The organism is Citrobacter sp. wls615 (assembly GCF_005281355.1).
Classification (GTDB): Bacteria; Pseudomonadota; Gammaproteobacteria; order Enterobacterales; family Enterobacteriaceae; genus Citrobacter; species Citrobacter werkmanii.
In genome coordinates this window covers 74,420-99,584 of record NZ_SZXM01000089.1, presented here as the reverse complement: position 1 = coordinate 99,584, position 25,165 = coordinate 74,420, and the positions used below count along the sequence as shown (strand labels likewise).

General features: G+C 53.3%; 23 protein-coding genes. 13 read left to right on the top strand and 10 right to left on the bottom strand.

Features of this window, described 5'->3' with window-relative positions; genetic code table 11:
* The first annotated feature begins 163 nt into the window (after positions 1 to 163).
* Complete coding sequence (locus FDX04_RS23630; protein WP_137371573.1) at positions 164 to 1,033, top strand: AraC family transcriptional regulator; 870 nt, start codon at positions 164 to 166, stop codon at positions 1,031 to 1,033.
* On the opposite strand, the gene FDX04_RS23625 is transcribed toward FDX04_RS23630, so the two are convergent.
* A complete protein-coding gene (locus FDX04_RS23625) occupies positions 1,016 to 2,182 on the bottom strand; it encodes a benzoate/H(+) symporter BenE family transporter (RefSeq protein WP_137371572.1) in 1,167 nt (388 codons plus the stop codon). The two genes, FDX04_RS23630 and FDX04_RS23625, sit on opposite strands and share 18 nt — an antisense overlap.
* 105 nt (positions 2,183 to 2,287) lie before the next feature.
* Between FDX04_RS23625 and FDX04_RS23620 the strand changes: the two genes are divergently transcribed.
* Positions 2,288 to 2,824, top strand: coding sequence for a helix-turn-helix domain-containing protein (locus tag FDX04_RS23620; RefSeq protein ID WP_137371571.1), 537 nt, complete (start codon positions 2,288 to 2,290; stop codon positions 2,822 to 2,824).
* 79 nt (positions 2,825 to 2,903) lie between these two features.
* Complete coding sequence (locus FDX04_RS23615; RefSeq protein ID WP_137371570.1) at positions 2,904 to 4,865, top strand: U32 family peptidase; 1,962 nt, start codon at positions 2,904 to 2,906, stop codon at positions 4,863 to 4,865.
* On the opposite strand, the gene FDX04_RS23610 is transcribed toward FDX04_RS23615, so the two are convergent.
* The 4 genes from FDX04_RS23610 to FDX04_RS23595 all read right to left on the bottom strand — a co-directional run bounded on the left by FDX04_RS23610 (position 4,862) and on the right by FDX04_RS23595 (position 7,820).
* Complete coding sequence (locus FDX04_RS23610) at positions 4,862 to 5,092, bottom strand: DUF2554 family protein (protein WP_042308265.1); 231 nt, start codon at positions 5,090 to 5,092, stop codon at positions 4,862 to 4,864. The genes FDX04_RS23615 and FDX04_RS23610 overlap by 4 nt on opposite strands.
* Before the next feature lie 189 nt (positions 5,093 to 5,281).
* Positions 5,282 to 5,407: a DUF2474 domain-containing protein gene (locus tag FDX04_RS23605; protein WP_064507023.1), complete on the bottom strand. Its 126-nt coding sequence runs from the start codon at positions 5,405 to 5,407 to the stop codon at positions 5,282 to 5,284.
* Entirely contained in the window at positions 5,407 to 6,417 is a 1,011-nt protein-coding gene (gene cydB, locus FDX04_RS23600) for a cytochrome d ubiquinol oxidase subunit II (protein ID WP_137371569.1), read from the bottom strand. The genes FDX04_RS23605 and cydB overlap by 1 nt, the downstream gene beginning before the upstream one ends.
* Positions 6,417 to 7,820: a cytochrome ubiquinol oxidase subunit I gene (locus FDX04_RS23595; RefSeq protein ID WP_137365483.1), complete on the bottom strand. Its 1,404-nt coding sequence runs from the start codon at positions 7,818 to 7,820 to the stop codon at positions 6,417 to 6,419. Before FDX04_RS23595 ends, cydB begins: the two co-directional genes overlap by 1 nt.
* A 262-nt stretch (positions 7,821 to 8,082) precedes the next feature.
* Here FDX04_RS23595 and FDX04_RS23590 point away from each other — a divergent pair, with 262 nt between their 5' ends.
* The 8 genes from FDX04_RS23590 (at position 8,083) to patD (ending at position 15,922) form a co-directional block, all read left to right on the top strand.
* The gene (locus FDX04_RS23590; protein WP_047411120.1) at positions 8,083 to 8,259 is read left to right on the top strand and encodes a type II toxin-antitoxin system HicA family toxin; all 177 of its coding nucleotides are present in this window, start codon (positions 8,083 to 8,085) and stop codon (positions 8,257 to 8,259) included.
* 46 nt (positions 8,260 to 8,305) lie between these two features.
* Positions 8,306 to 8,722, top strand: a complete 417-nt coding sequence (locus tag FDX04_RS23585) for a type II toxin-antitoxin system HicB family antitoxin (protein ID WP_137371583.1) — start codon at positions 8,306 to 8,308, stop codon at positions 8,720 to 8,722.
* Between the two features lie 92 nt (positions 8,723 to 8,814).
* Positions 8,815 to 10,224: a PLP-dependent aminotransferase family protein gene (locus tag FDX04_RS23575; RefSeq protein WP_137371568.1), complete on the top strand. Its 1,410-nt coding sequence runs from the start codon at positions 8,815 to 8,817 to the stop codon at positions 10,222 to 10,224.
* Positions 10,225 to 10,553: 329 nt separating this feature from the next.
* On the top strand, positions 10,554 to 11,699 hold the full coding sequence (gene ydcS / locus FDX04_RS23570; protein ID WP_042308274.1) for a putative ABC transporter substrate-binding protein YdcS: 1,146 nt from the start codon (positions 10,554 to 10,556) through the stop codon (positions 11,697 to 11,699).
* A gap of 16 nt (positions 11,700 to 11,715) precedes the next feature.
* Positions 11,716 to 12,732 (top strand): ABC transporter ATP-binding protein, encoded by a 1,017-nt coding sequence (locus FDX04_RS23565; RefSeq protein WP_042308276.1) that lies wholly within the window; start codon positions 11,716 to 11,718, stop codon positions 12,730 to 12,732.
* On the top strand, positions 12,733 to 13,677 hold the full coding sequence (locus FDX04_RS23560) for an ABC transporter permease (protein WP_061381299.1): 945 nt from the start codon (positions 12,733 to 12,735) through the stop codon (positions 13,675 to 13,677).
* Entirely contained in the window at positions 13,667 to 14,473 is an 807-nt protein-coding gene (locus FDX04_RS23555; protein WP_003020204.1) for an ABC transporter permease, read from the top strand. The genes FDX04_RS23560 and FDX04_RS23555 overlap by 11 nt, the downstream gene beginning before the upstream one ends.
* Positions 14,474 to 14,494: 21 nt before the next feature.
* Positions 14,495 to 15,922, top strand: coding sequence for an aminobutyraldehyde dehydrogenase (gene patD / locus FDX04_RS23550; RefSeq protein WP_137371567.1), 1,428 nt, complete (start codon positions 14,495 to 14,497; stop codon positions 15,920 to 15,922).
* A 195-nt stretch (positions 15,923 to 16,117) separates the two neighbouring features.
* Here patD and FDX04_RS23545 read toward each other — a convergent pair whose 3' ends face one another.
* Positions 16,118 to 17,242: a multidrug effflux MFS transporter gene (locus FDX04_RS23545; RefSeq protein ID WP_137371566.1), complete on the bottom strand. Its 1,125-nt coding sequence runs from the start codon at positions 17,240 to 17,242 to the stop codon at positions 16,118 to 16,120.
* Positions 17,243 to 17,343: 101 nt separating this feature from the next.
* Here FDX04_RS23545 and FDX04_RS23540 point away from each other — a divergent pair, with 101 nt between their 5' ends.
* Positions 17,344 to 18,105 (top strand): helix-turn-helix domain-containing protein, encoded by a 762-nt coding sequence (locus FDX04_RS23540; protein ID WP_137371565.1) that lies wholly within the window; start codon positions 17,344 to 17,346, stop codon positions 18,103 to 18,105.
* Between the two features lie 135 nt (positions 18,106 to 18,240).
* Here FDX04_RS23540 and yncL read toward each other — a convergent pair whose 3' ends face one another.
* Positions 18,241 to 18,336 carry a stress response membrane protein YncL gene (gene yncL / locus FDX04_RS23535; RefSeq protein WP_071524268.1) on the bottom strand — a complete coding sequence of 32 codons (96 nt, stop codon included), beginning with the start codon at positions 18,334 to 18,336 and terminating at the stop codon, positions 18,241 to 18,243.
* 192 nt (positions 18,337 to 18,528) lie between these two features.
* On the opposite strand from yncL, the gene FDX04_RS23530 reads away from it, so the two are divergent.
* Positions 18,529 to 18,702, top strand: a complete 174-nt coding sequence (locus FDX04_RS23530) for a GhoT/OrtT family toxin (RefSeq protein WP_016153148.1) — start codon at positions 18,529 to 18,531, stop codon at positions 18,700 to 18,702.
* A 10-nt stretch (positions 18,703 to 18,712) separates the two neighbouring features.
* Here the strand turns inward: FDX04_RS23530 and FDX04_RS23525 are convergent, their stop codons facing one another.
* Genes FDX04_RS23525 through FDX04_RS23515 form a run of 3 tightly spaced genes read right to left on the bottom strand, consistent with a single transcriptional unit; the run spans position 18,713 to position 25,162 of the window.
* The gene (locus tag FDX04_RS23525) at positions 18,713 to 20,872 is read right to left on the bottom strand and encodes a virulence factor SrfC family protein (protein ID WP_137371564.1); all 2,160 of its coding nucleotides are present in this window, start codon (positions 20,870 to 20,872) and stop codon (positions 18,713 to 18,715) included.
* Positions 20,869 to 23,850 (bottom strand): virulence factor SrfB, encoded by a 2,982-nt coding sequence (locus FDX04_RS23520; protein ID WP_137371563.1) that lies wholly within the window; start codon positions 23,848 to 23,850, stop codon positions 20,869 to 20,871. The genes FDX04_RS23525 and FDX04_RS23520 overlap by 4 nt, the downstream gene beginning before the upstream one ends.
* A 4-nt stretch (positions 23,851 to 23,854) precedes the next feature.
* The gene (locus FDX04_RS23515) at positions 23,855 to 25,162 is read right to left on the bottom strand and encodes an SrfA family protein (protein ID WP_137371562.1); all 1,308 of its coding nucleotides are present in this window, start codon (positions 25,160 to 25,162) and stop codon (positions 23,855 to 23,857) included.
* Positions 25,163 to 25,165: the final 3 nt, after the last annotated feature.

Below are 25,165 nucleotides of genomic sequence, written 5' to 3'. Positions count from 1 at the left end.
CAGACGCACACTGTGTCACGTTGGGTAGCAGGGGGCTTTCATCAGATTGCGCTGGACTTGCAAAATCTTGCGCTTTTTTTCGCGCAAATGTGAAAAGGAAGCTGTTAACAATATGTAGCTGATATAGACTGAAAGCCTGCTAACTTATTTTGAATGTGATGGTATGTCTCAGCCCTACGGTGCCTTTGAAAATTTACGCAAACACAATGCCGTGCTGCACGAGTCGGTTGCGTTACATTCAGGGATCCAACTGGCGGCCTGGTCAAATAAGCGTGATACCATTACCCAGTATTGTGATCACCATACCCTCAGCTTATATGTCGCCGATGGCTACGAGAGTTACCACAAGACGGCCGGCGGCTGGAAGAATGGCGGTGGGCCGGACCGTTTTTGCCTGATGCCGAAAGAGAGCGAATCCAGTTGGGATATTCGTGACGATCTTTCCTTTGTGCATCTCTATTGTACGGACGGCCATTTGCGCGAAGTGGGTGAAAAAGTCTGGGACAAAAGCCCTTATAGCTTCACGCTGGATGAGCATACGTTTGGTAGCGATCCGGGGATAACAGCGGTTTATCGTCAGTTTTTACTCGGGAATGACTGGCAACAACCGGCCAATCATCTCACGCTCAGCGCCGCGTCTTCGCTACTGCTCACGCATCTGATCCAGCATTACAGCAACGTCCAATGGCAGTTGCCCGTTGTCACCGGGGGACTTGCGCCTGCCACATTGCGCAACGTGCTGGCCTACATAGAAGCGCATCTGGCGTACCCCATCACCCTGAGCGATTTGGCAAGCGAGGCGGCGCTGAGTGAATTCCACTTTGCCAGAATGTTTCGCCAGTCAATGAATATGGCGCCGCATCAGTACGTTATGCAACGACGTATGGTATTAGCCCAGCATCTGGTCTGTCATTCTTCCCGCAGTTTGTCGGATATTGCGATGGCTTGCGGGTTCAGTTCGGCGAGCCATTTCAGCAACCGGTTTAAGCAAGTGACGGGTAAAACGCCAACGCAGTTACGTGCGGCGAAATAAAGTAAACACTGCGTAACACACACCTCCGGCGATCAGCCCCCAAAATGCAGACCCAACTCCCCATAGCGTCAGGCCACTGGCAGTGACCAGAAAAGTAATGATAGCCGCATCACGCTCGGCTTCATGATGCAATGCCTGGTACAAGCTGCCGCTAATCGTGCCAAGCAACGCCAAACCCGCCAGCATTTGGATCCAGCTTACGGGCAAGGCTGCCATCAGTCCGGTGACCGAACCGCCAAACACCCCAGCCAGAAGATAGAAAACACCCGCCGCCGCCGCGGCAAGCCAACGTCGTTTGGCATCAGGATGCGCTTCGGGACTTTGGCAAATTGCCGCGGTTATGGCGGCAATGCAAATGGAATAGACGCCAAAAGGGGAAAACAGCAGCGCCAGCAGACCGGTAAAGACAATCAACGGTGAAACGGGTAACGCATAACCTGACGCCTTCATGGTGGCGATACCGGGCGCATTTTGTGAGGCCATGGTGACCAGAAACAGCGGCAGTGCGATGCTAATGCTGTGGGCAAATGAAAAATGCGGGGCGATAAACTCAGGTAACACTGGAGATAAACTTACCTCATTAGTGACAACGTCACATTTTATCAGCGCGATGATTATACCTATCAGCATCGCGGCGATTGTCGCATACCGTGGGGCAATGACTTTAAACGCTAACCATGCCACCAGCATGCTACCGCATAAGATAAGCTCACTATTCAGGCTATTGAACGCCTGCAGGCCAAAGCGTAGCAGGATCCCGGCCAGCATGGCTGACGCCAGCGAGTGGGGGATTATTTTCATCAGTCGGGCAAAGAGTCCGGTTACGCCGCACAGCACAATTAAGGCGTTAGCCACGATAAAAATACCGATCGCATCCTGAATCGTTACCCCTTGCAGGCCCGTAACCAGCAGTGCGGCGCCGGGCGTTGACCATGCAGTGAGAACAGGGGCGCGATACCATAATGTCAGCGCCAGCGTACTAACGCCCATCGCTATTCCCAGCGCGGTCATCCAACCCGCAATTTGCCCTGTCGTCGCACCTGCGGCCAGCGCCGCTTGCCAGATAATGGCTGCCGAACTGGCATAACCGACCAGCACCGCGACAAAACCTGATAGCACGGTAGGCAAAGGGATTGAAAATGTGCGCATAGCAACTCCGTGTGCGTTATAACGGTCAGTTACTGTAGCGCTGTGCGTTATAGCGTACAAGTGCTAAGCTGTAGCCTTGAGAAGGCAGGGCGAGGAAGGAGAAATATGGATAACTTAACTCACTATCTGGCGACGACGCTCAGAACGCTACGCCATCAGCGGGAATGGAGTCTCTCGCGACTGGCGGAGGAAACCGGCGTGTCAAAAGCGATGCTGGGGCAGATTGAGCGCAATGAATCCAGCCCTACAGTGGCGACATTGTGGAAAATCGCCACCGGGTTGAATGTCCCATTTTCGACGTTTATTTCGCCACCCGAGTCAGACAGCCCCCCGGCTTTCGATCCCCAACACCAGGCGATGGTCGTCACGCCGCTGTTCCCGTGGGATCCTCAGTTGTGTTTCGATCACTTTTCGATACTGCTGGCCCCCGGTGCGCTCAGTGAATCCACACCACACGAAAGCGGTGTTATAGAGCACGTAGTGGTGATTAGTGGTCTGCTGGATATGTGCATTGATGGCCTATGGCGTACCATTAAACCCGGTGAAGGTGTCCGTTTTGCTGGCGATACTGCCCATAGTTACCGTAACAGCGGTGAACAAACGGTTCACTTTCATTCACTGATCCATTACCCGCGCAGTTGATCGGGAAAACTATTCCGAAATGCCGCGCTTGTGACTACAATAGCCGCCATTTTTACCGCTTGTGGATGGTAACAACTGTATGCGCCAGCAGCCTCATCACCTTGAATTGTTAAGCCCGGCCCGGGATACCGCCATTGCGCGCGAAGCCATTTTACACGGTGCAGACGCCGTTTATATTGGTGGACCGGGATTTGGCGCGCGTCATAACGCCAGCAACAGCCTGAAAGATATCGCTGACCTGGTGCCTTTTGCCCATCGCTTCGGGGCGAAAATCTTTGTGACGCTGAATACGATTTTGCACGATGATGAACTGGAGCCCGCGCAGCGATTAATTACCGATCTGTACCAGACCGGTGTTGATGCTCTGATTGTGCAGGATATGGGGATTCTGGAACTGGATATTCCCCCCATTGAGCTGCATGCCAGCACGCAGTGTGATATTCGCAGCGTCGAGAAGGCGAAGTTTCTGTCTGATGTCGGATTCACCCAGATTGTCCTGGCGCGGGAACTGAGCCTTGAGCAGATTAACGCCATCCACCAGGCCACGGACGCGACCATTGAATTTTTCATTCACGGTGCGTTGTGCGTTGCCTATTCAGGTCAGTGTTATATTTCACATGCGCAAACCGGACGTAGCGCTAACCGCGGCGACTGTTCTCAGGCTTGCCGTTTGCCGTATACCCTGAAAGACGATCAGGGGCGCGTGGTGTCCTATGAAAAACACCTGCTGTCGATGAAAGATAACGATCAGACCGCCAACCTCGGCGCGTTGATTGATGCAGGCGTGCGCTCTTTCAAAATCGAAGGGCGCTACAAAGACATGAGCTATGTGAAGAATATTACCGCGCATTATCGTCAGATGCTCGACGCCATCATTGAAGAGCGCGGCGACCTGGCCCGTTCATCAGCCGGACGCACCGAACATTTCTTTACCCCCTCCACGGAAAAAACCTTCCATCGCGGTAGCACCGATTATTTTGTCAATGCGCGTAAGGGCGATATCGGCGCGTTTGACTCGCCAAAATTCATTGGTCTGCCGGTTGGTGAAGTCCTGAAGGTCGCGAAAGATCATCTGGATGTTGAGGTCACCGAGCCGCTGGCGAACGGCGATGGTCTGAACGTGTTAATCAAGCGTGAGGTGGTTGGTTTCCGTGCCAATACCGTTGAAAAAACGGGGCACAATCGATATCGGGTGTGGCCGAATGAAATGCCAGCCGATTTGCACAAAGTGCGTCCGCATCATCCGCTGAACCGTAATCTCGATCATAACTGGCAGCAGGCGTTAACCAAAACCTCCAGCGAACGTCGTATCGCGGTTGATATTGAGCTGGGTGGCTGGCAGGAGCAGTTGATCCTGACGCTCACCAGTGAAGAGGGGGTGAGCGTTACTCATACGCTGGACGGCCACTTTGACGAAGCGAACAATGCAGAAAAAGCGTTGAGCAATCTGCAGGATGGTCTGGCCAAACTTGGACAAACGCTTTATTACGCCCGCGATATTCAGGTTAATCTGCCGGGGGCGCTGTTTGTGCCAAACGGTCAACTCAATCAACTGCGACGTGAAGCTGTCGATATGCTGGATGCGGCGCGTTTGCAAAACTATCAGCGCGGCAGTCGCAAACCGGTTTCACAGCCTGCGCCGGTGTATCCACAAACGCATCTGAGCTTCCTGGCAAACGTCTACAACCATAAAGCGCGTGAGTTTTATCACCGTTATGGCGTTCAGTTGATTGACGCGGCCTATGAAGCGCACGAAGAAAAGGGCGATGTGCCGGTGATGATCACCAAACATTGCCTGCGTTTTGCGTTTAACCTGTGCCCGAAACAGGCGAAAGGAAACATCAAGAGCTGGAAAGCCACACCGATGCAACTGGTAAACGGCGATGAAGTTCTGACGCTGAAATTTGATTGCCGACCGTGCGAAATGCATGTAATCGGCAAGATGAAACATCACATTCTGAAGATGCCGTTGCCGGGCAGCATCGTCGCTTCCGTCAGTCCTGAAGATCTGATGAAAACATTGCCGAAGCGCAAACCTTAACCCTGGTGAGTATCGGGTTTGCGTGATTTTTGCCAGTAATGATGTTCGCGAAGATCGGCGGCGGATTCTTCCGCCGTCACGCGCAGCTCATCGCTGTCGGCGGTGTGCCGTAATACGTGATCGGCATTCTGCACCTGAAGATATTCATGCCCTTGATTGGTTGCGAGAAGTTGACCTGAAAAAAGCGCGCTGGCCAGCAATAACACCGTTAATCCTTTCTTAAACATCTTGCACCCTCTGGTACGTTAGCAACGGAAGTGGCGATAATTTCGCCTTGTGACTATTCAATATTTTAATCGGTGAAATGGCAATCTCTGTTTCGCCAGTGAGATGTTTTTTGCATTTTTGTTTGGTTAACGTTGGGATTTGTTACAACCGGGAAGCATCGCGCTGCCCGGTTGTTTTCAGGGAGAGTCTCAGGACTTAAAGCCAGCAGCCGTCATCAGTAAACGAAAGAACATACCGACGGCGGCCAGGGCCAGCACGCTGCCACCCCAGAGGATCACTAGCCACATCAGGCGTTTCCAGATTGATTGTTGCATCAATGATACCCCTCACCATGTTGAACTTTGCCGCGGAAAACGTAGTAGCTCCAGGAGGTATATACCAGGATTATCGGGATAATCAGTAGGGCGCCAACCAACATAAAGCCCTGGCTTTGCGCTGGCGCGGCTGCCTGCCAGAGCGTAATGGACGGCGGAATAATATGCGGCCATATGCTGATCCCCAGACCGCTGAACCCAAGGAAGATCAATCCCAACGTCAAAATAAACGGTAGTGCATGGCTGTGTTGTTGGTCCAGTGAGCGCCACAGCCACATACTGATCAACAGCACCAGCAGCGGAACCGGCATCAGGAACCACAGGTTGGGCAGGCTAAACCAGCGCTCGGCAATCGCACTGTGCGCCAGCGGCGTCCACAGGCTGATAATGGCGATAACAACCAGCATCGCCAGCAGCAGTTTTTTGGCCACGCGGCGCATTTTATCCTGCAACGGATTTTCGCTTTTCATCACCAGCCATGTTGCTCCCAACAGGGCGTAGGCCACGACCAGCCCAACACCACAGAACAGCGTGAACGGGGTCAGCCAGTCGAAAGGACCGCCGCTGTAGCTGCGTCCGGTGACAGAGAATCCGTTAAGCACGGCACCTACCACGATGCCCTGAGTGAATGTCGCCAGAATTGAGCCGCCGAGAAAAGCTTTATCCCAGAATGGTCGATGTGCTGGCGTGGCATTAAAGCGAAACTCAAAAGCGACGCCGCGAAAAATCAGGCCGAGCAGCATCAGGGTTAGCGGGATCGTCAGCGCATCGACAATCACTGCATAGGCCAGGGGGAAGGCGCCGAATAATCCGGCCCCGCCCAGTACCAGCCACGTTTCGTTGCCGTCCCATACGGGGGCGACGCTATTCACCATCACATCACGGTCATCAGCATCCTGAATTGCAGGGAACAAAATGCCGATACCGAGATCGAAACCATCCATCACGATGTACATCAACGTGGCGAACACGATAATGACAAACCAGATAACTGATAAATCGATACCCATTAGCGGTGAGCCTCCGGTTGAGAATCAAGAACTGCAGCAGAAAGCGGTCGTGCAGGCGTGCCGGATGGCGGCGTTGACGGATCATCTTCCTGTGGCCCTTTACGGATCAGGCGAATCATGTAGCTGTAACCGACGCCAAACACTGAGCTGTACACCACAAAGAATGACAGCAAGCTGATGCTCATATGTAGATCGCCATGCGCGGATACTGCATCTGCGGTACGTTGCAGACCGTAGACCACCCACGGTTGACGGCCAACTTCAGTGGTTACCCAGCCAGCCAGTATGGCAATCAGACCGGAGGGACCCATCCATAATGCAAAACGCAGGAAAGGACGTGAGGTGTATAACCTCTGCTTGTAACGTAGCCGCAGGGCGATCGTGCCCAGCAGGATCATCAGCATGCCTAGCCCTGCCATAATGCGAAACGACCAGAACACCATGGTTGAGTTGGGTCGATCTTCTTTAGGAAACTCTTTTAGGGCCGGGACTTGTTTATCCAGGCTGTGGGTCAGGATCAGACTGCCCAGCGCCGGGATCTCCAGTCCATAGCGGGTACGCTCCTGTTCCATATCCGGCCAACCGAACAGCAATAGCGGAGTAGGTTCACCGGGCGGATTTTCCCAATGTCCTTCAATCGCCGCAATTTTTGCCGGCTGGTGTTTCAGCGTATTCAAACCGTGCATATCACCAATCAATGCCTGTAACGGGGCGACGATTAATGTCATCCACAGCGCCATCGAAAACATAGCGCGAATAGCTGGCGTATTGTTTCCACGCAGCAAATGCCACGCCGCAGAAGCCGCGACAAATAACGCGCTGCTGAGGAAGGCGGCTACAGACATATGCAGCAAACGATAAGGGAATGAGGGATTGAAGATAACGGCGAACCAGTCGACGGGAACAACCTGCCCATTAACGATTTCATAGCCTTGCGGCGTCTGCATCCAGCTGTTGGAGGCGAGGATCCAGAAGGTAGAAATAATGGTACCCAGTGCAACCATACAGGTCGCGAAGAAGTGCAGGCCAGGGCCCACGCGATTCCAGCCGAACAGCATTACTCCAAGGAAACCCGCTTCGAGGAAAAAGGCGGTTAACACTTCATAGGTCAGCAGCGGTCCGGTGATGCTCCCGGCGAACTCGGAAAAACCGCTCCAGTTGGTGCCGAATTGATAGGCCATCACCAGCCCGGAAACCACGCCCATACCAAAGTTTACGGCGAATATTTTGGACCAGAAATGATATAGCGAGCGCCAGGTGGGATTTTTCGTTTTTAACCATAGTCCTTCGAGCACTGCCAGATAACTGGCGAGCCCGATGGTAATGGCCGGAAAGATAATGTGGAAGGATACCGTAAACGCGAACTGGATCCTCGCCAGGTGAAACGCGTCAAGACCGAACATGCTTAACTCCGCAGGCAAAATTGATTTGGCGCAATTCTAAGCCTGGGAAGCAATGGAGGGCAGAAACAGAACAGTTCTTTTTAACCATAACAGTTGTAGCGTTGTTATAGGTTGGCCGGGTTGATATGAAATCTGGAGGCTGGATTCCTGTTATTAAATAGCATCCTCCCCACGCTAGTGATTTTGCGTTATTAATAGCAAGATAATTAAAAGTAATCATTAGTGTTTACTTTTTGTGTATAATAGACGACAGGGAGGCGCAGTGAAGCAAAGTGAGTTCAGACGCTGGCTTGAATCTCAGGGAGTTGAAGTTACAAACGGCTCAAATCATCTGAAGTTGAGGTATCAGGGAAGGCGTAGCGTTATGCCCCGGCATCCTGGTGATGAGATAAAAGAGGCCCTGCGAAAAGCGATCCAAAAGCAGCTTGGCTTACAGTAATCATCATCTCTATAAGGCTGACTATATGAGAAATTTTGAGAAAATTATGCGTTATCCCGTTAATCTAATACCCGCCGTGGAAGGTGGGTTCATGGTGTCTTTTCCGGATATTCCTGAAGCATTGACTCAGGGAGAAACTCGCCATGATGCTTTGCAGGCTGCGCAGGCCGCATTGGTCACCGCTTTTGAATTCTATTTCGACGATAACGAACCGATTCCTTTGCCTTCATCGGTTGTCGCTGGCGCTGACTATGTAGAAATACCACTGAGCGTTGCGTCTAAGGTTCTGTTGTTAAATGCCTTCCTTGAATCGAATATTACCCAGCAGGAGCTGGCAAACAGGATCGGCAGGCCTAAGCAGGAAATCACTCGCTTATTCGATTTAAAGCACGCGACAAAAATTGATGCTGTGCAGATAGCTGCCCGCGCTTTAGGAAAAGAACTGTCGGTAACGATGTTATAAAACTGTTAGCTATAACAGTTATAAAAAATGTCTTGATTATGTAAACTGATATACACAGTGGTTGTCACCAACACCGGTAATCAGGACGAAACATGAAAAAGTACCAGCGGCTGGCAGAGCAAATTCGCGAGCAAATCGCGTCTGGCGTATGGCAACCCGGCGATCGTCTGCCTTCTTTGCGTGAGCAGGTGGTCAGCAGCGGGATGAGTTTTATGACCGTTGGCCATGCCTATCAGTTGCTGGAAAGCCAGGGCCGGATTATTGCCCGGCCACAGTCGGGTTACTATGTTGCCGCACGTCCCGAACGCGAGCTGGCATCGCCGCCAGCGCAGGTGATGCGCGACGAAGCGGTGGATATCAACACCTACATTTTTGATATGCTACAGGCCAGTCGGGATGCGTCGGTGATGCCATTTGCCTCTGCGTTCCCTGACCCGCGTTTGTTCCCCCTCCAGCAGTTAAACCGCTCGCTGGCGCAGGTGAGTAAAACGGCCACGGCGATGAGCGTGATCGAAAACTTGCCGCCGGGGAATCAAGAGCTGCGCCATGCCATCGCCCGCCGCTATGCCCAACAGGGGATGACCATTTCACCTGACGAAATTGTGATCACCACCGGTGCGCTAGAAGCCCTCAACCTGAGCCTGCAGGCGGTCACCGAGCCGGGTGACTGGGTAATTGTCGAAAACCCCTGTTTTTATGGCGCATTGCAGGCACTGGAGCGATTACGTCTGAAGGCGCTGTCTGTTGCCACTGATGTTAAAGAAGGGATCGATCTTACCGCGCTCGAGCAGGCATTGCAGGAGTATCCGGTAAAAGCGTGTTGGTTGATGACCAACAGCCAAAATCCGCTGGGGTTTACGCTCAGCGCAGAGAAAAAAGCGCATCTGGTCGCATTACTGGAGAAATATCATGTGATGCTGATTGAAGATGATGTTTATAGCGAACTGTACTTTGGTCGAGAAAAACCGCTCCCCGCCAAAGCCTGGGATCGCAGCGATAGCGTTCTGCATTGTTCATCATTCTCAAAATGCCTGGTGCCCGGATTTCGTATTGGCTGGGTGGCGGCAGGGAAACATGCCCGGCGCATTCAGCGACTCCAGCTAATGAGCACCTTATCCACCAGTTCCCCCATGCAGCTTGCTCTCGTGGACTATTTGTCAACCCGACGCTATGACGCGCATCTGCGCCGTTTACGCCGTCAACTTGCAGAACGCAAACAGCAGGCCTGGCAAACGCTACTGCGCCATCTTCCGGCGGAGGTCAAAATTCACCACAACGACAGCGGCTATTTTCTGTGGCTCGAACTGCCGGAACCGCTGGATGCGGGTGTGCTTAGTACGCAAGCGCTGGCGCACCACATCAGCATTGCGCCGGGGAAAATGTTCTCAACCTCGGGGAGCTGGACGCGTTTCTTTCGCTTTAATACCGCATGGCACTGGGGAGAACGCGAGGAGCTGGCGGTGAAACAGCTTGGAAAATTAATTCGCGAAATGATGAAATAAAATCTAACGCGCTATTCAATATAAAAGAATAGTGCGTTCTTATTTTCGAAATAGAGAATACCGAACCCTGATGTTATTTATATCGGGTGCTACCATACAAAAAATCAATAGTTCTTACTATTGCCACCTCTACGCCTAACTCCTTGTCTATACTCCAGAAGATTAAAAAAGCGGGTCAGAATCAGTAGCGTAATGAGCGTTAGCTCACAACCTGATTAAATTTCCTTGCGCCAGCAGGAACGCTTAGCACACCCCGACTATTTTTAGGAAAGGACATATATTTACGGCAAGGCTGCCGCTCAATATTTTTTCGACAGGAGTAAGATGTTATGAGCAAGCAATTTGCCCTCAGTAGCCTGTGTGCGCTCAGTATGACGCTGATGACTGCACAGGCAGCCGAACCCCCTACATCATTAGATAAACCGGAAGGCCGCCTGGATATTATTGCCTGGCCGGGTTATATCGAGCGCGGACAAACCGATAAACAATATGACTGGGTCTCGCAGTTTGAGAAAGATACCGGCTGCGCGGTCAATGTTAAAACGGCGGCCACATCTGATGAGATGGTCAGCCTGATGGCAAAAGGCGGCTACGACCTGGTGACCGCGTCCGGTGACGCTTCACTGCGTCTGATTATGGGTAAACGCGTGCAGCCGATTAACACTGCACTGATCCCAAACTGGAAAAGTATCGATCCACGCGTGGTGAAAGGCGAGTGGTTTAACGTTGGCGGAAAAGTATACGGCACCCCGTATCAGTGGGGACCAAACTTGCTGATGTATAACACCAAAACTTTCCCAACACCGCCAGATAGCTGGAACGTGGTGTTTGTTGAGCAAAAACTTGAGGATGGAAAAAGCAATAAAGGACGCGTGCAGGCCTACGATGGCCCGATCTATATCGCCGATGCCGCGTTATTCGTTAAAGCCACCCAGCCGCAATTAGGCATCACCGATCCCTACCAACTCACCGAACAGCAGTATCAGGCGGTTATCAAAGTCCTGAGCGATCAGCATGCGCTTATCCATCGCTATTGGCACGATACCACTGTGCAAATGAGTGACTTCAAAAACGAAGGCGTGGTGGCATCCAGCGCCTGGCCTTATCAGGCTAACGCCCTGAAAGCAGAAGGTCAGCCTGTTGCCACGGTATTCCCAAAAGAAGGGGTTACCGGTTGGGCTGACACCACCATGCTGCATAGTGCAGCGAAACACCCGGTGTGCGCTTACAAATGGATGAACTGGTCATTAACCCCGAAAGTACAGGGCGACGTAGCCGCCTGGTTTGGTTCTCTGCCAGTGGTGCCTGAAGGATGTAAAGCCAGCCCGCTGTTGGGTGAAAAGGGCTGTGAAACCAACGGCTATAGCTACTTTGACAAAATCGCCTTCTGGAAAACGCCAATGGCGGAAGGTGGCAAATTCGTTCCTTACAGTCGCTGGACGCAGGATTACATCGCCATTATGGGCGGTCGTTAATTCCGCTGGGGGTTTTATGACGTACGCAGTAGAGTTTCATAACGTCTCGCGTCTGTACGGGGATGTTCGTGCAGTTGATGGAGTGAGTATTGCGATTAACGACGGGGAGTTTTTTTCTATGCTGGGGCCATCCGGCTCCGGCAAGACCACCTGTCTGCGCCTGATTGCCGGGTTCGAGCAGCTTTCAGGCGGCGCAATCACCATTTTTGGAAAACAAGCCAGCGAATTGCCGCCCTGGGAGCGGGACGTCAATACGGTATTTCAGGATTACGCGCTATTCCCACATATGTCGATCCTCGACAACGTCGCTTACGGGCTGATGGTCAAAGGGATTGATAAAAAACAGCGTCACGCCAAAGCCCGTGAGGCGCTTGATAAGGTCGCACTCGGTTTTGTTCATGAGCGCAAACCGTCACAGCTTTCCGGCGGACAACGTCAGCGCGTGGCGATTGCCAGGGCTTTGGTTAATGAGCCACGCGTCCTGCTGTTGGATGAGCCGCTCGGGGCGTTGGATCTTAAGTTGCGCGAACAGATGCAATTAGAGCTGAAGAAGTTACAGCAATCTCTCGGTATCACCTTCATTTTTGTCACTCACGATCAGGGCGAAGCGCTGTCGATGTCTGACCGTGTGGCGGTGTTTAATAACGGTCGCATCGAACAGGTGGACTCGCCGCGTGAACTGTACATGCGTCCACGGACACCGTTTGTCGCGAGCTTCGTCGGGACGTCCAATGTCTTTGATGCCACGATGTCAGCGAACGTTTGCGGGCTACAGGGGATGTTTTCCCTGCGTCCGGAACACATTCGTCTGAATGATATTGGGGGAGAAGTCCAGGCTCCGGGCGTTATCCAGGCGGTGCAGTACCAGGGCGCGGCGACACGGTTTGAACTGAAACTCGCCGGCGGTGAAAAGTTGCTGGTTAGCCAGGCGAACCTGACGGGAGAAATGCTGCCCTCAACGCTGTCGCCGGGTCAGCAGGTGATGGCATCGTGGTCACGCGACGTGATGGTGCCGCTGGTTGAGGAGAGGTGAATGGCTATGAACGTCTTACCTTCGCCATCGCAACCGACAAATCTGAACAAGATCTCCGGTTTCTTCTGGCGTAATCCGGGGCTGGGGCTGTTTTTACTGCTTCTCGGGCCGCTGATGTGGTTTGGCATCGTCTACTTTGGCTCACTGCTGACGCTGTTGTGGCAAGGTTTTTATACCTTCGACGATTTCACCATGTCGGTCACGCCGGACCTGACGCTGGCGAATCTGCAGGCGCTGTTTAATCCCGCCAACTATGACATCATTTTGCGTACCCTGACGATGGCGATAGCGGTCACCATTGCCAGCGCGATTCTGGCGTTTCCAATGGCGTGGTATATGGCGCGCTATACCAGCGGTAAAATGAAAGCCTTTTTTTACATTGCGGTGATGCTGCCGATGTGGGCCAGCTACATTGTTAAAGCCTACGCGTGGACGTTACTGCTGGCGAAAGACGGCGTGGCGCAGTGGTTTTTAACCCATCTTGGGCTGGAGCCGCTGCTGCTTTCGTTCCTGACGCTACCTGCTGTTGGCGGCAATACGTTGTCGACCTCAGGGTTAGGGCGCTTTCTGGTGTTCGTTTACATCTGGTTGCCGTTTATGATCCTGCCGGTACAGGCCGCATTGGAGAGGCTTCCTCCGTCACTATTACAGGCTTCCGCTGATTTGGGCGCACGCCCTCGTCAAACCTTCCGCTATGTGGTCCTTCCGCTGGCAATACCCGGTATCGCGGCGGGATCTATCTTTACCTTCTCTCTGACGTTGGGCGACTTTATCGTGCCGCAACTGGTGGGACCGCCGGGGTATTTCATCGGCAACATGGTGTATTCGCAACAAGGGGCGATCGGCAATATGCCGATGGCGGCGGCATTTACTCTGGTGCCGATTGTGTTAATCGCACTGTATCTGGCGTTCGTGAAGCGTCTGGGAGCTTTCGATGCACTCTGAACGCGCACCCTGGTTACTCAAACTGGCGGCATGGGGCGGGGTTATTTTCCTGCACTTTCCCATCCTCATCATCGCCACCTATGCTTTTAATACTGAGGAGGCTGCTTTCAGTTTTCCACCGCAGGGGTTAACGCTGAAGTGGTTTAGCGTTGCGGCACAGCGTAGCGATATTCTGGAATCAGTGACGTTGTCACTTAAAATCGCTGCGTTGTCGACGGCCATTGCTCTCGTTCTGGGGACGCTGGCCGCTGCCGCGCTGTGGCGTAGGGACTTTTTTGGCAAGAGTGCAATATCGCTGTTGCTGCTGTTGCCAATCGCGTTACCGGGGATCATCACCGGTCTGGCGCTGTTGACGGCGTTTAAAACCATCAACCTGGAACCGGGTTTTCTCACCATCGTGGTGGGGCATGCGACGTTTTGCGTGGTGGTGGTGTTTAACAACGTAGTGGCGCGTTTTCGCCGTACCTCATGGAGTCTGGTTGAAGCGTCTATGGATCTTGGCGCCAACGGCTGGCAAACCTTTCGTTACGTGGTGCTGCCGAACCTGGCATCGGCACTGCTGGCAGGAGGGATGCTGGCGTTTGCCTTGTCATTTGATGAAATCATCGTGACAACGTTCACTGCCGGACATGAAAGAACACTTCCTTTGTGGCTGCTCAATCAATTGGGTCGTCCACGAGATGTGCCTGTCACCAACGTTGTGGCATTGCTGGTAATGCTGGTGACTACACTGCCAATTTTAGGGGCCTGGTGGCTAACGCGTGAAGGCGACACTCTCGCCGGAAACGGTAAATAAACGACGATATGGGAAATTGCTATGCAACATCAATTACTGATTAATGGCGAGCTGGTCAACGGTGAAGGTGAAAAGCAGCCGGTCTATAACCCTGCCACTGGTGAACTGATTCTGGAGATTGCAGAGGCCTCAGCCATGCAGGTTGATGCCGCGGTCCGTGCGGCCGACCATGCATTTGCCAGTTGGGGGCAAACCACACCGAAAGTGCGTTCCGAGTTACTGTTGAAACTGGCAGATGCTATCGCGGATAACGCGCAAACCTTCGCTGAGCTGGAATCGCTCAACTGCGGTAAGCCGCTGCACTGTGTGCTCAACGATGAAATTCCGGCCATCGTCGATGTGTTCCGCTTCTTCGCCGGGGCGGCCCGCACCCTGCAAGGCCTGGCGGCCGGAGAGTATCTGGAAGGGCATACGTCAATGATTCGCCGGGATCCGCTTGGCGTGGTCGCCTCCATTGCGCCGTGGAACTACCCGCTGATGATGGCGGCGTGGAAACTGGCTCCGGCGCTGGCGGCGGGGAACTGCGTGGTGATTAAACCGTCGGAAATTACCCCATTGACGGCGCTTAAACTGGCCGAGTTTGCCAAAGATATTTATCCGGCAGGCGTTGTTAACGTGCTGTTTGGTCGCGGTAAAACGGTGGGGGATCCGCTGACCGGACATGAAAAAGTCCGCATGGTTTCGCTAACCGGCTCAATTGCCACTGGCGAACACATTATTCAGCACACCGCGCCGTCAATTAAGCGCACACATATGGAACTAGGCGGCAAAGCCCCGGTGATCATTTTTGATGATGCGGATCTGGATGCGGTAGTGAGCGGCGTGCGAACCTTTGGTTATTACAACGCCGGACAAGACTGTACCGCCGCTTGTCGAATCTATGCCCAGAAAGGCATTTATGACGCGTTGGTTGAGAAACTTGGCGCGGCGGTTGCCAGCCTGAAAATTGGCGCGCCGAACGACGAATCGACGGAGCTGGGACCGGTAAGTTCGCAGGCGCATCTTGATCGCGTGGCCAAAGCGGTCGATGAGGCCAAAGCCCTGGGGCATATCAAGGTTATCACCGGTGGTAAAAAAGTGGATGGTGCAGGCTACTACTTTGCCCCAACGCTGCTGGCCGGGGCGAAGCAAGAAGATGCCATCGTGCAGCGGGAAGTTTTTGGTCCGGTGGTCAGCGTGACCGTATTTGATGATGAAGACCAGGTACTGGCGTGGGCGAATGATTCGAAATACGGACTGGCATCTTCCGTCTGGACCCGGGACGTCGGACGCGCGCATCGGTTCAGCTCTCGTCTGCAATATGGTTGCACCTGGGTCAATACCCATTTTACGCTGGTCAGCGAGATGCCGCACGGCGGGCAAAAACAGTCTGGTTATGGCAAAGATATGTCGGTGTACGGACTGGAGGATTACACGATTGTTCGCCATGTCATGATCAAGCATGAGTAACATTTTAAGCGTGAATACCTAATGCGGCACGGATAGCTAAAAATCAGCAAACGGGTGTCTATACTATTCGCGCCACTGGCCTCGTCGCCATCGGACGGCGGTAAGTTGGAAATATCCGCGAGGTCAGGCTAATTAATACGACAAAGCCCCAGTTTAACGCCGGGGCTTTGTGCTTTCAGGTATACCGTCCGGTTATTAGCGGCGCAAGCTGCAAAGCCAGGCGAGTAGCGCACAGACGCTCAGCACCAGCCCCAGTTGTTGCACCATGCCAGCCAATCCCAGCATCATTCCCAGTAACAGGTAATAGCTTAACCCGAACAAAGCACCGGCGGCCCCGGCCTGTTCACGATAGCAACGCAGAGCCTGGCTCAATACATTGGGAATGGCGATACCATAGGCCAGTACCACCCCAAACACCGGTATCAGGATCCATGCAGTATGCTGTAGCCACCACGCCGCCAGACCTGACAACACGGCCAGCGCACAGGCCTGATGTACCAACTGTTCCGGCGTCAGACCTGTCGTTAACAGCCACCGATTCAGCAGGCTCCCCGACAGCGAAGCCAGCGCAAGTAACACTCCTGTCCAGCCAAAGGCTCTGGAACTCCATCCCAACTGCCCGAAAAGAAATGGCGCCAGGCTGTAATAACTAAACAGCATGGTATTTAACAACGCGACCAGGATGGCATTTTTCCACAGCTTTCGGTCGCGCGCCATGCGGGGAAGGAGCACAGCCATCCGCGGGCGGATCGTATTCTCCGGCCTTGTTTCCGGCAAAAGGGTTGCTGTCAGTATGAGCAGTAATATCGCCAGTAAAACAAGGGCAACGAATACACCAACATGACCATAGAAGCTTACCACCCAGCCTCCGCTTAGCAGGCCAAAAACCGGACTCAGTGCCAGCGCGGCACCCATCACAGAAAAGACGCGGGATAGCGTGGTTGATTCATAACTGTCCCTCAATATGGTCTGTACCACGACTGACCCGGCAGCGGCTCCGATGGCTGATACCATCCGCGCCAGTAGCAACATGTTGAAATCGGTGGCGACAACGGCCAATGCACAACCTGTGCTGTAGCAGATGAGTCCTGCCAGTATCGCCCGCCGTCGCCCGATACTGTCGCTCAGCCAGCCCCATATCGTCACACCAACGGCGAAGGCAACAAAGTAAACGGAGAGTGTTTGAGCCGCACGTTCACTGCTGATGTGAAAAGCGCTGGCTATGCCAGGCAATGCCGGGCTGTAAATGGTTTCCACCAGTTGTGGGAACATAATCAGTAGAGTAAGGAGCCACAGCGGCGGGCGACGAAGAATATTCATAGCAATATCCGTAGAGACCGAAAACAGGCGGGTATTATTGCTGAAAGGGGTGTGTCTTATTACTATTATCAGGACTTTAAATATCAAAAATCGGACAGATAATGAAAATTGCCCCCGATGAAATTTTCGATGCGGATAGCTTTGATAACCCGGTAATCGGGATTGCCGCCGATATGGGCGTACACGATTCAGGACGCCATAGCCACCTTCGTCATCAGCTCCTTTTTTCGGCTGCGGGGAGCATCACGATTGAGCTGGAGCAGGCCTTGTGCCAGCTGCCGCCACGCCGAGCGGTCTGGATCCCGGCTGGTACGGTTCATCGCGCCATCATGCGTGGCGTAATGGCTTATCGTTCTTTGTACTTTTCAACCTCGCTGCCGTTATCCGATCTGCCAATGCAAATCGTCGAGGTTAATCCTCTTTTTTTCGAAGTCATAGAACGCATGGCCTTTTGGTCATGGGATATGCCTGCGGTGCAACAGGCCAGCCTCATCACCGTTTTTTGTCAGGAATTGCGGGCCGCGCGCAGTGAAAACTGGACATTACAATTTCCCTCAGATCCACGGCTGGACATATGGCTTGAGCAATTGCGTATGGGCGCGTTACCACCGCGACTGAATCAGTTGTCCCAACAGGTTGGGGCGTGTGAGAGGACAATCAGCCGGATCTTTATCAGAGATACCGGGATGAATTATCAGAACTGGCGGCAGCAATTTAGACTGTTAAAGGCCATGGAAATGCTGGCGGACGGGAGTCATATTAGCCACGCGGCGCAACATCTGGAATTTGTTAGTGACAGTGCTTTTATCGCATTTTTCCGTCAGCACACTGGCACCACACCGGCCCGCTTTACAGGTAATTAATGCCGCAGAAGGGTTAGGGATATTACAACCTGAGGGTAATTTACCAGATGAAGGCAGGGTGGGAAGATCGTTGACTAATGGCAGAGAGAAGTCCTCTCTGCCATTGGACGCTGCCATTAATCAAGAAGTTTCACATCAAGCAAACCAGCCGAACCTTGCGGAAATCAGACTGAATAGTCCTACAGCAGCAAATATATTTATCAGCACCACAGTTTTACTGGAAACATTCATTTGTGCCACCTTTCGTTTTAACCCCTATGGGTATAGTACGGGTTATAACTATCCGCAATAGTACGAAATCTGAACATAATGAAAACGGGTTGTTTTACCGCTGTTTCTCTTAAAATAATTAATAAAACTTGATGTGAGTCATGAAAAAGAGCATATTGCGCGCGATTTTACCTTCTGGCCTGGATGCCTTACATGTCTCTGTACCAAAAAATGTTGGTCTTTTATGCAGTGATGGCCGCTATCACGGCAATCATCACCTGGTTTTTGTCCCGCGATAAAAAGCGGATCCGCTTTCTCAGCGCGGTATTAGTCGGGGCGACCTGGCCAATGAGCTTCCCCGTCGCGCTGATGTTTTCACTTTTCTGATGAGGCCGTTTCAGACGGAAAGTAGGGTATCTAAACGTTTTTTGTCGGCTTCAGTGACATCCTGTGGGTGCTGATACCCCACGTTCTCATTGGCGCGTGTGTACAAAGCAACCAGCCAGTCGTAAACGTAGCGACTTGCACCGTGCGAAGGCTGTTCTTCCAGTTTGGCCAGGCGCGACATTGGTTGTTGCTTTGGCGCGCTAAAAATAGCCGCACCTTTTTGGATCCTGCTGGCAGGGCGCTGTTCCTCAGCAACGTTGGCAAATCCAAGCCAGGTAATAAAATCCCCAATATCGGCATGTAGCTGCGCTGCACAGACGTTTTCACGCTGCATAATATGCTGTAAGCGTTGCGGCATCTCCAGGCGATAGCTGGTGGTAACGAGGATATCAGCCACCTGCCTTAGCGTACGAGGATCGAGGCCTAAACGGCGCGCATTATTTTCATCGCGGCACCACTGGCGCACGTGATTAACCCACATTTTGTGTGCCAGGTATCCAGTTTCTTTGCTTTCCGGCGAGTGCGGCATGTCACGCACTTCAGCAAACAGGTCGATCTCTTCATTAAATAACCCGTTCACCTGTTCCTCACGCGGCTGATGAACACGCAGAAGAGACTCAAAGAGGCGCATTGGCGGCAGTAAACCCTCCAGTAGCTCGCCATGTTTTGCCGCCTGGGATTGTAACTGGCGGATCACCGACTCGCTGCTACCTGACTCATTATCACGGGTGTTAATCCAACTCATCAGCGTTTCGCGGATGCGCTGTTGGTGCTGTTCGCGCAGAGAGGTCAGCCTGGCCTGACGCTGTTGTGGTGAAGTCGCCTGAGTCAACCATTCGACAAGGCGTTGTAAGCTGTGGTTATCCAGCGCCTGTAGCGTCCCCCAGTGCAGTCCCGGTTTGCCCATTAATTGCTGTACTGACTCATCCAGGTTTTGCTGGGTGCTAAAACGCGCATCCTGTGGGGTAATGGCCCAGACTACGCCCGGTAATGCGGCGTCATGTACGGGTTGCGTATCGTTGACCCAGCCCAGTAGCTTGCGGGTAATGGTTGGCGTCTGGGCGCGGGTAGATACCGCGTTGCAGATTAGGAGCACATCCGGTTGCAGATGCTGGCGATAGTGCTCCAGCATCCAGCCTAATTTTGCCTGCCACAGCGGATGGGAATGAGCATCCGGGGCGAGGGGAATATCGAGCAGGTCGACATTCTCCAGCACAGTATCTTCCACCGTCAGGACCAGCTCGCGCGTCAGCAGTGCCAGCGAGGTTTGCGAGAGACTGACCGCATTGAGCAACTGATGATTTTCAATCGGATGAACGACTACATCACTTTGTGCTTCACTACTATGCAATGCCGCCTGAGTGAGAAAACTTTCGGCAGGCAAGCCAAAATGATCAACCAGCAGGCTCAGTGGGGCCGCTAATTCTTGCGCGTTCCCGGTTTGTTGCAACGTATGCGCCAACGCCAGCCACTGTTGCGTTAGCTCTGGTTGTTCTCCCCACAATAATGCCCAGGCGTTTGCCCGGGTCGTCAGATCCAGAGCGGGCAGCAGCGTGGCAAACTGATGCCATAGCGCATCGTCAATTTGCTGTTGGTTAGCCGGTACGCAGGAGCGCCAGAAACGACCGATTGCCGCGATATCCTGAGCAGTAATACCTTGCACCGGATGACGCTGACGCAGCGTTTGCCATTTTTCCAGGCGCGCTTCAATAATCGATTTCTCAACCTGGCGGTTGTCCGGGAGCGCACAGAACTGCGTGATAAACAGCTGTACCAGTTCGGCTTCACTGAGTAAGCGTAAGCGCAACGGCCATTCGCTATTCAGCGGATTATCTTCACGCGTAAAGCGAATCGCCATATTGGTCGGTGCATGCCCCGGATTAATATGCGAAAAATAATCAAAACTGCGATCCGGGGTCACGATATTCACTTTGCCGTTGGCATTGCTGCACAATGCCGCGAGCAGATGCGCTTTTGCTGATTGTGAATGCCCGTATAACCCAACACAGCCTCGTGCTGAAAAGGTCGCCGTCAGCGCAGATTCATTAACCGCGGCTAACGTAAGTTGTGTCAGCAGGGCATCCGCCTCATCATCAAGACGTAACGAACGCTGGCGGGTCTCTGTTACCCACTCGATGGCGGCCTGCGCGGTGTTTAACATCTTACTCATTTCAGGTACACGCTCCCGCTATCAATCCAGTAATGGCTACCGCTATGGCGACGATCCGCCAGCGTATTCAGTTTTAACGTTAAGGCATTCGCGGCAACGGGGGTACCATCCTGTAACCAGGCATCGCTGAGTACGAAGCATTCCGGGCCGCTCTCTTTGCTGCCGCCGCGTAACTGCAGCCGTACATTTAATACGCCATCTCCGGCGATGCTTTTTGCCAGTTCGGCAGAGTTTATGCTCAGCGTATACAGCGGCGTGGCAGGCCAGCGGCTGTTTGCCAATTGGCGGAAACCTAACGTCACATTGCCGCGCAGCGGGAAGTGCAAACGGGTATCCAGCTTCGCGCCGGGTTTATCCAGATCGATATCGTGATACCAGATGTTCTCATCGCGCAGCGTGTTGACCGTATTATCCAGCACGCCAAGATAACGTACGGTCGAGTAAGCGCCGATATCGGCAGCTTTAAAATTGAAGCGCGGTAAACGCAGATCCAGCGCCAGGCTGCATAGCATTGCACCGACTGCTGCGGTGGATTTGGGGTTGCCAATCCGCCCTTGCTGACTGAACGGATACCACTCGTGGACCCGATAGTTATCCATCCAGATCATACGATTAACCGGAACGGGTTGAAGATGGCGGATCAACGCCTGTACGCCAGGTAAACAGGCGGGTCTGCCGGTCACTAATAAAATGTCGCAACGATAATGTGAGATAGCCTCACAGACCGCGTGCAGCGGCGAGGTCAGGGTAAATTGCCCTGCCAGTAACGCTTCTTGTAACTGCCTGAACTGCACCTGTAACGGCACGCTCAAAACATCAAACGCTGGTGAACCAGATGGCAACGCATGATCGATAGCCTGTTGGATATAGTTCATCACGTTACGCGTGGGTTGCTGGCTAAGCAGCTCGCCAAAGGTAGCATGCAGCCCGGCTACCGGATCGTTAATATCGCTTTGTTCCCAGGCGGATAGCACCGCATGACCGAGCGGCATAAAGAGTTGTAATGCCGTTTGCTGACGCAGAATTGCCTGGGTATCGATGCGCCCGGAATCGCCAAACAGCGTAGCCAGTAATGCAGCGGCGTCGGTCACGCCAGCCTGTTGTAAGCGGGTTTGCAGCGCGGGCAACACGCAGCGCTGAATCACGTCCAGCAGCATGTCGTCGCCCGCGACCTTAAAACCTTCACGGAACAGCAGATGCGGGGTAATTTTGACGTTCGCGCCAACGCCGTCATCAAGCTGATAATGGACGACGGCCATATCCGTTGTCCCGCCGCCGATGTCGATCGATGCCACGCGCAACGCTCGGCCTTTAGTCTCACCAGGCTCCGGCAAACGGTCCGGGCGGGCCAGGGCGTTAAAGAATGATTCGGTGTGACCATCGTAGTGGGAAATCGCCTCGTTATACAGCCACACCAACTGACCGCAGCTGGCCTCATCCCATTCCATCTGAATCTCAGGGACGGGAACCACGCTCTTTTCCTGCTGCTTGCGGGTGGTGAAGTCTTCATCCTGCGGGTGCCAGCCCATCGCTTTCCAGACCAGTGCGATGGCTTCAAACATACGCAGGCGGAAAATCTCGCGCTCCTGTTTTGGCATCGCTGATGGCAGGGTCAGGATCAATGTGCGCAACTGGCGAGGAGAGGCCGGGAAACCGAGGCGCAAACGCGTCGCCACGCTGTTAATTTGACCCAGTGCCTGAGCCAGGATCTCACACAGCATATGCGTCATCAACGTGCTGCGGCTGTATTGCGGTGAGAACACCGGCAGACGGTCATCCTGCGGCAGGCTGAACAGCGGTTGTCCGTCATCATTCATTAGATTCATCAGCGGGAAGGCGGTAGCCAGCGGTTCGCGCTGGGTTTTGCCATTCATCTGGCTAAAGCGCCAGTCATGCAGTACAGGCGTTTCATCCCACAGATAACGGCGCGGGCTGGAGATCCCGCTGCTGCCTTCCGTACCCATACGTTGCATCGCCAGCTTGCGGGCTTCATCGCCCACGCGAACAATCGACGGCCAGATAAAGGCGTCATCACGACCGCTCTCAACGGAAAAGTGCTGTTTACCGAACCGCGCTTCGGAAAACTCCAGTCGGCTGGTGAATAGCGGATCGTTAAGAAACTGTGGTTCGCTTAATGACCGCACCTGTAATTCAGCGGTCTGGCGCAGTCCATCATTGGCATCGCCGTGATCCTCAATCAGGACGCCGCAGGTATGGGTATTACCAATATCCAGGATCATATCGACGGGAATCGCCGGAGTGCTGAGTGTATGTGTGACCAGCTTGACTTCCGGAATGGAAAGCTGTTCGCCTAACAGGGTTAACAAATTTAACCAGTGCGCCTGATATTCAAAGTTACGCAGCGCCTGCTGGATCTCATGTTCTGAGCGGTTCTCGTGCTGAGTGGCATGGTGCATAAAGGATTCGCGCAGCCAGCCGTCAATCCAGGTCTGGTCGAGGAAATCGGCAATTTCGTTGTCATGCCAGGCCAGTGCAAATCGCGTACCGTTAAGCAGGTCATTTTCGTTAGGGGTTAACGCTGCCGGGGCATTTTCAGTGAGCTGGCTGTCCAGCGCCAGGGTAATGCGGTGGGTGTTGCCCGCGCTGTCAGGTTGTGCCAGTTTTCGTACCTGTACACGCGCCCAGTTATCCGGGCCTTCAACAAACGTACGCGGCGGATTGAAGCGCAGGAACGGCAGCGGTAACCAGACGCCGTCGAGCACGTCCAGAGAATAATGCAGCGTCTGGGTGCTTTCCGGCTTCACCACTTCGGGCTGACCGCCGGTGCTGCCCGGCAAGGTATAGCGTCCCGTTGTCAGATCGAAGTCCAGCCGTAGCAGGGGACCGTTGGCCGTTTTGCGCACAAAGCGGCCATGATGTGCAGACTCCTGCGGCGTCAGGCCAAAATCCAGAAATTGCACACCGCTATTGGCGATGAGCGTCACGCTCTGTTTGTAGTCACACAGATTCACCAACATAAAATCAGGCACCTATCTTTTTGATCGTCAGAGGGATTTCCGCGTGATCGTCATATCGTGCGGTACAGGCGGCGACGTCATTGGTTCCCGCTTTGCAGGTAATTTCAGGCATCGGATAACGTGAGCCATCCGTGCAACGGGCATTGCCGCGACTCTTAATCATTAATTCGCCCGACTGATGCAAACCAGAGAAAATCTCGGCACGACAAACAATATTGTCGCCATGCACTACGCGTGCAATGCCTTTATTCGTCTGGATCTGATAGCGCAGCGACGGCGCTTTGCCGCTGACCGGATCTTTCACGTCGACGATGACGCGCCAGTTACCGTTGAGGAAACGCGTCGTTCCTGCTTTCATCTGGCTGGCATCCATTACCAGCGCATCTTTGGGAATAGCGGCAATCACCACCGGTCCTGCGTCAGGTTTCTCTTTTTTCACTAGCGGAATGACTTCAGCCCGATGCAACGGCAGTGCAGAGGTCAATTCCGGCAAAGGCGTCATGTCTGCTTTAGCGACGGCAATGGGGGCGACTGAAGGGGTAGGGATAACGGCATGTTGTTTCCACAGCAGTGGTCCGACAATGGCTGCGATAATTACGGCGGCAACGGGCAGACTCCACAGCGGCAGGCGACGTGCGGGCTTCACCTGTACCGGTGGCGTTGTGACTTCCGGTTCGTTAATCATGACCAGCGGTTGTGGTTCAGGTTCAACCGGTTTTGGCGGTTCAACGATTGGCGTCAGTAAAGGGGCATCGGCCTCAGTGAAGGTGATTTCAGGTGAAGTCTCTTCTTTCGGGTCAGGCTCTGTCACAGTGACAACAGGTGGAATATCAGCAAGGCGCAGGCAATCGAGCACATCGTCGCGGGGATTTTCATTCAGATTGACGAAGCCCCAGAACGTAATGACGGGTTTGCCATCAACCAGAAACACGTGGTTCTCGCCAGGAAACTGGATGGCTTTTTCGAGCAATGAACCAAACAGCTGGAGGGAGGTTTTTCCCGATTGCAGGCTTTTACGGCTCAGGGCCGCCGCATTTTCCAGCGTGCTCCCCAGATAGCGCAGCGCACGAAAACGTGCCTCTTCATCAGCGGTTTTCCATGCAACGGCTTTTCCTTCAACCGGGGAATACCAGTCAACCCGATCGCCGTTATCGTTAATTTGTGGGATCGCCAGACAATCCACCATCGCCTGCTGTTTACGCAAACGAAGCGTTTCACGAATTTGCAGTGCTGAATCAAACACGGCCTGACCACCGCCACCCACGGCCTGATAGTCATCCAAATTGCCGCTGCGCAAGAGAGTTTTTGCCACGTT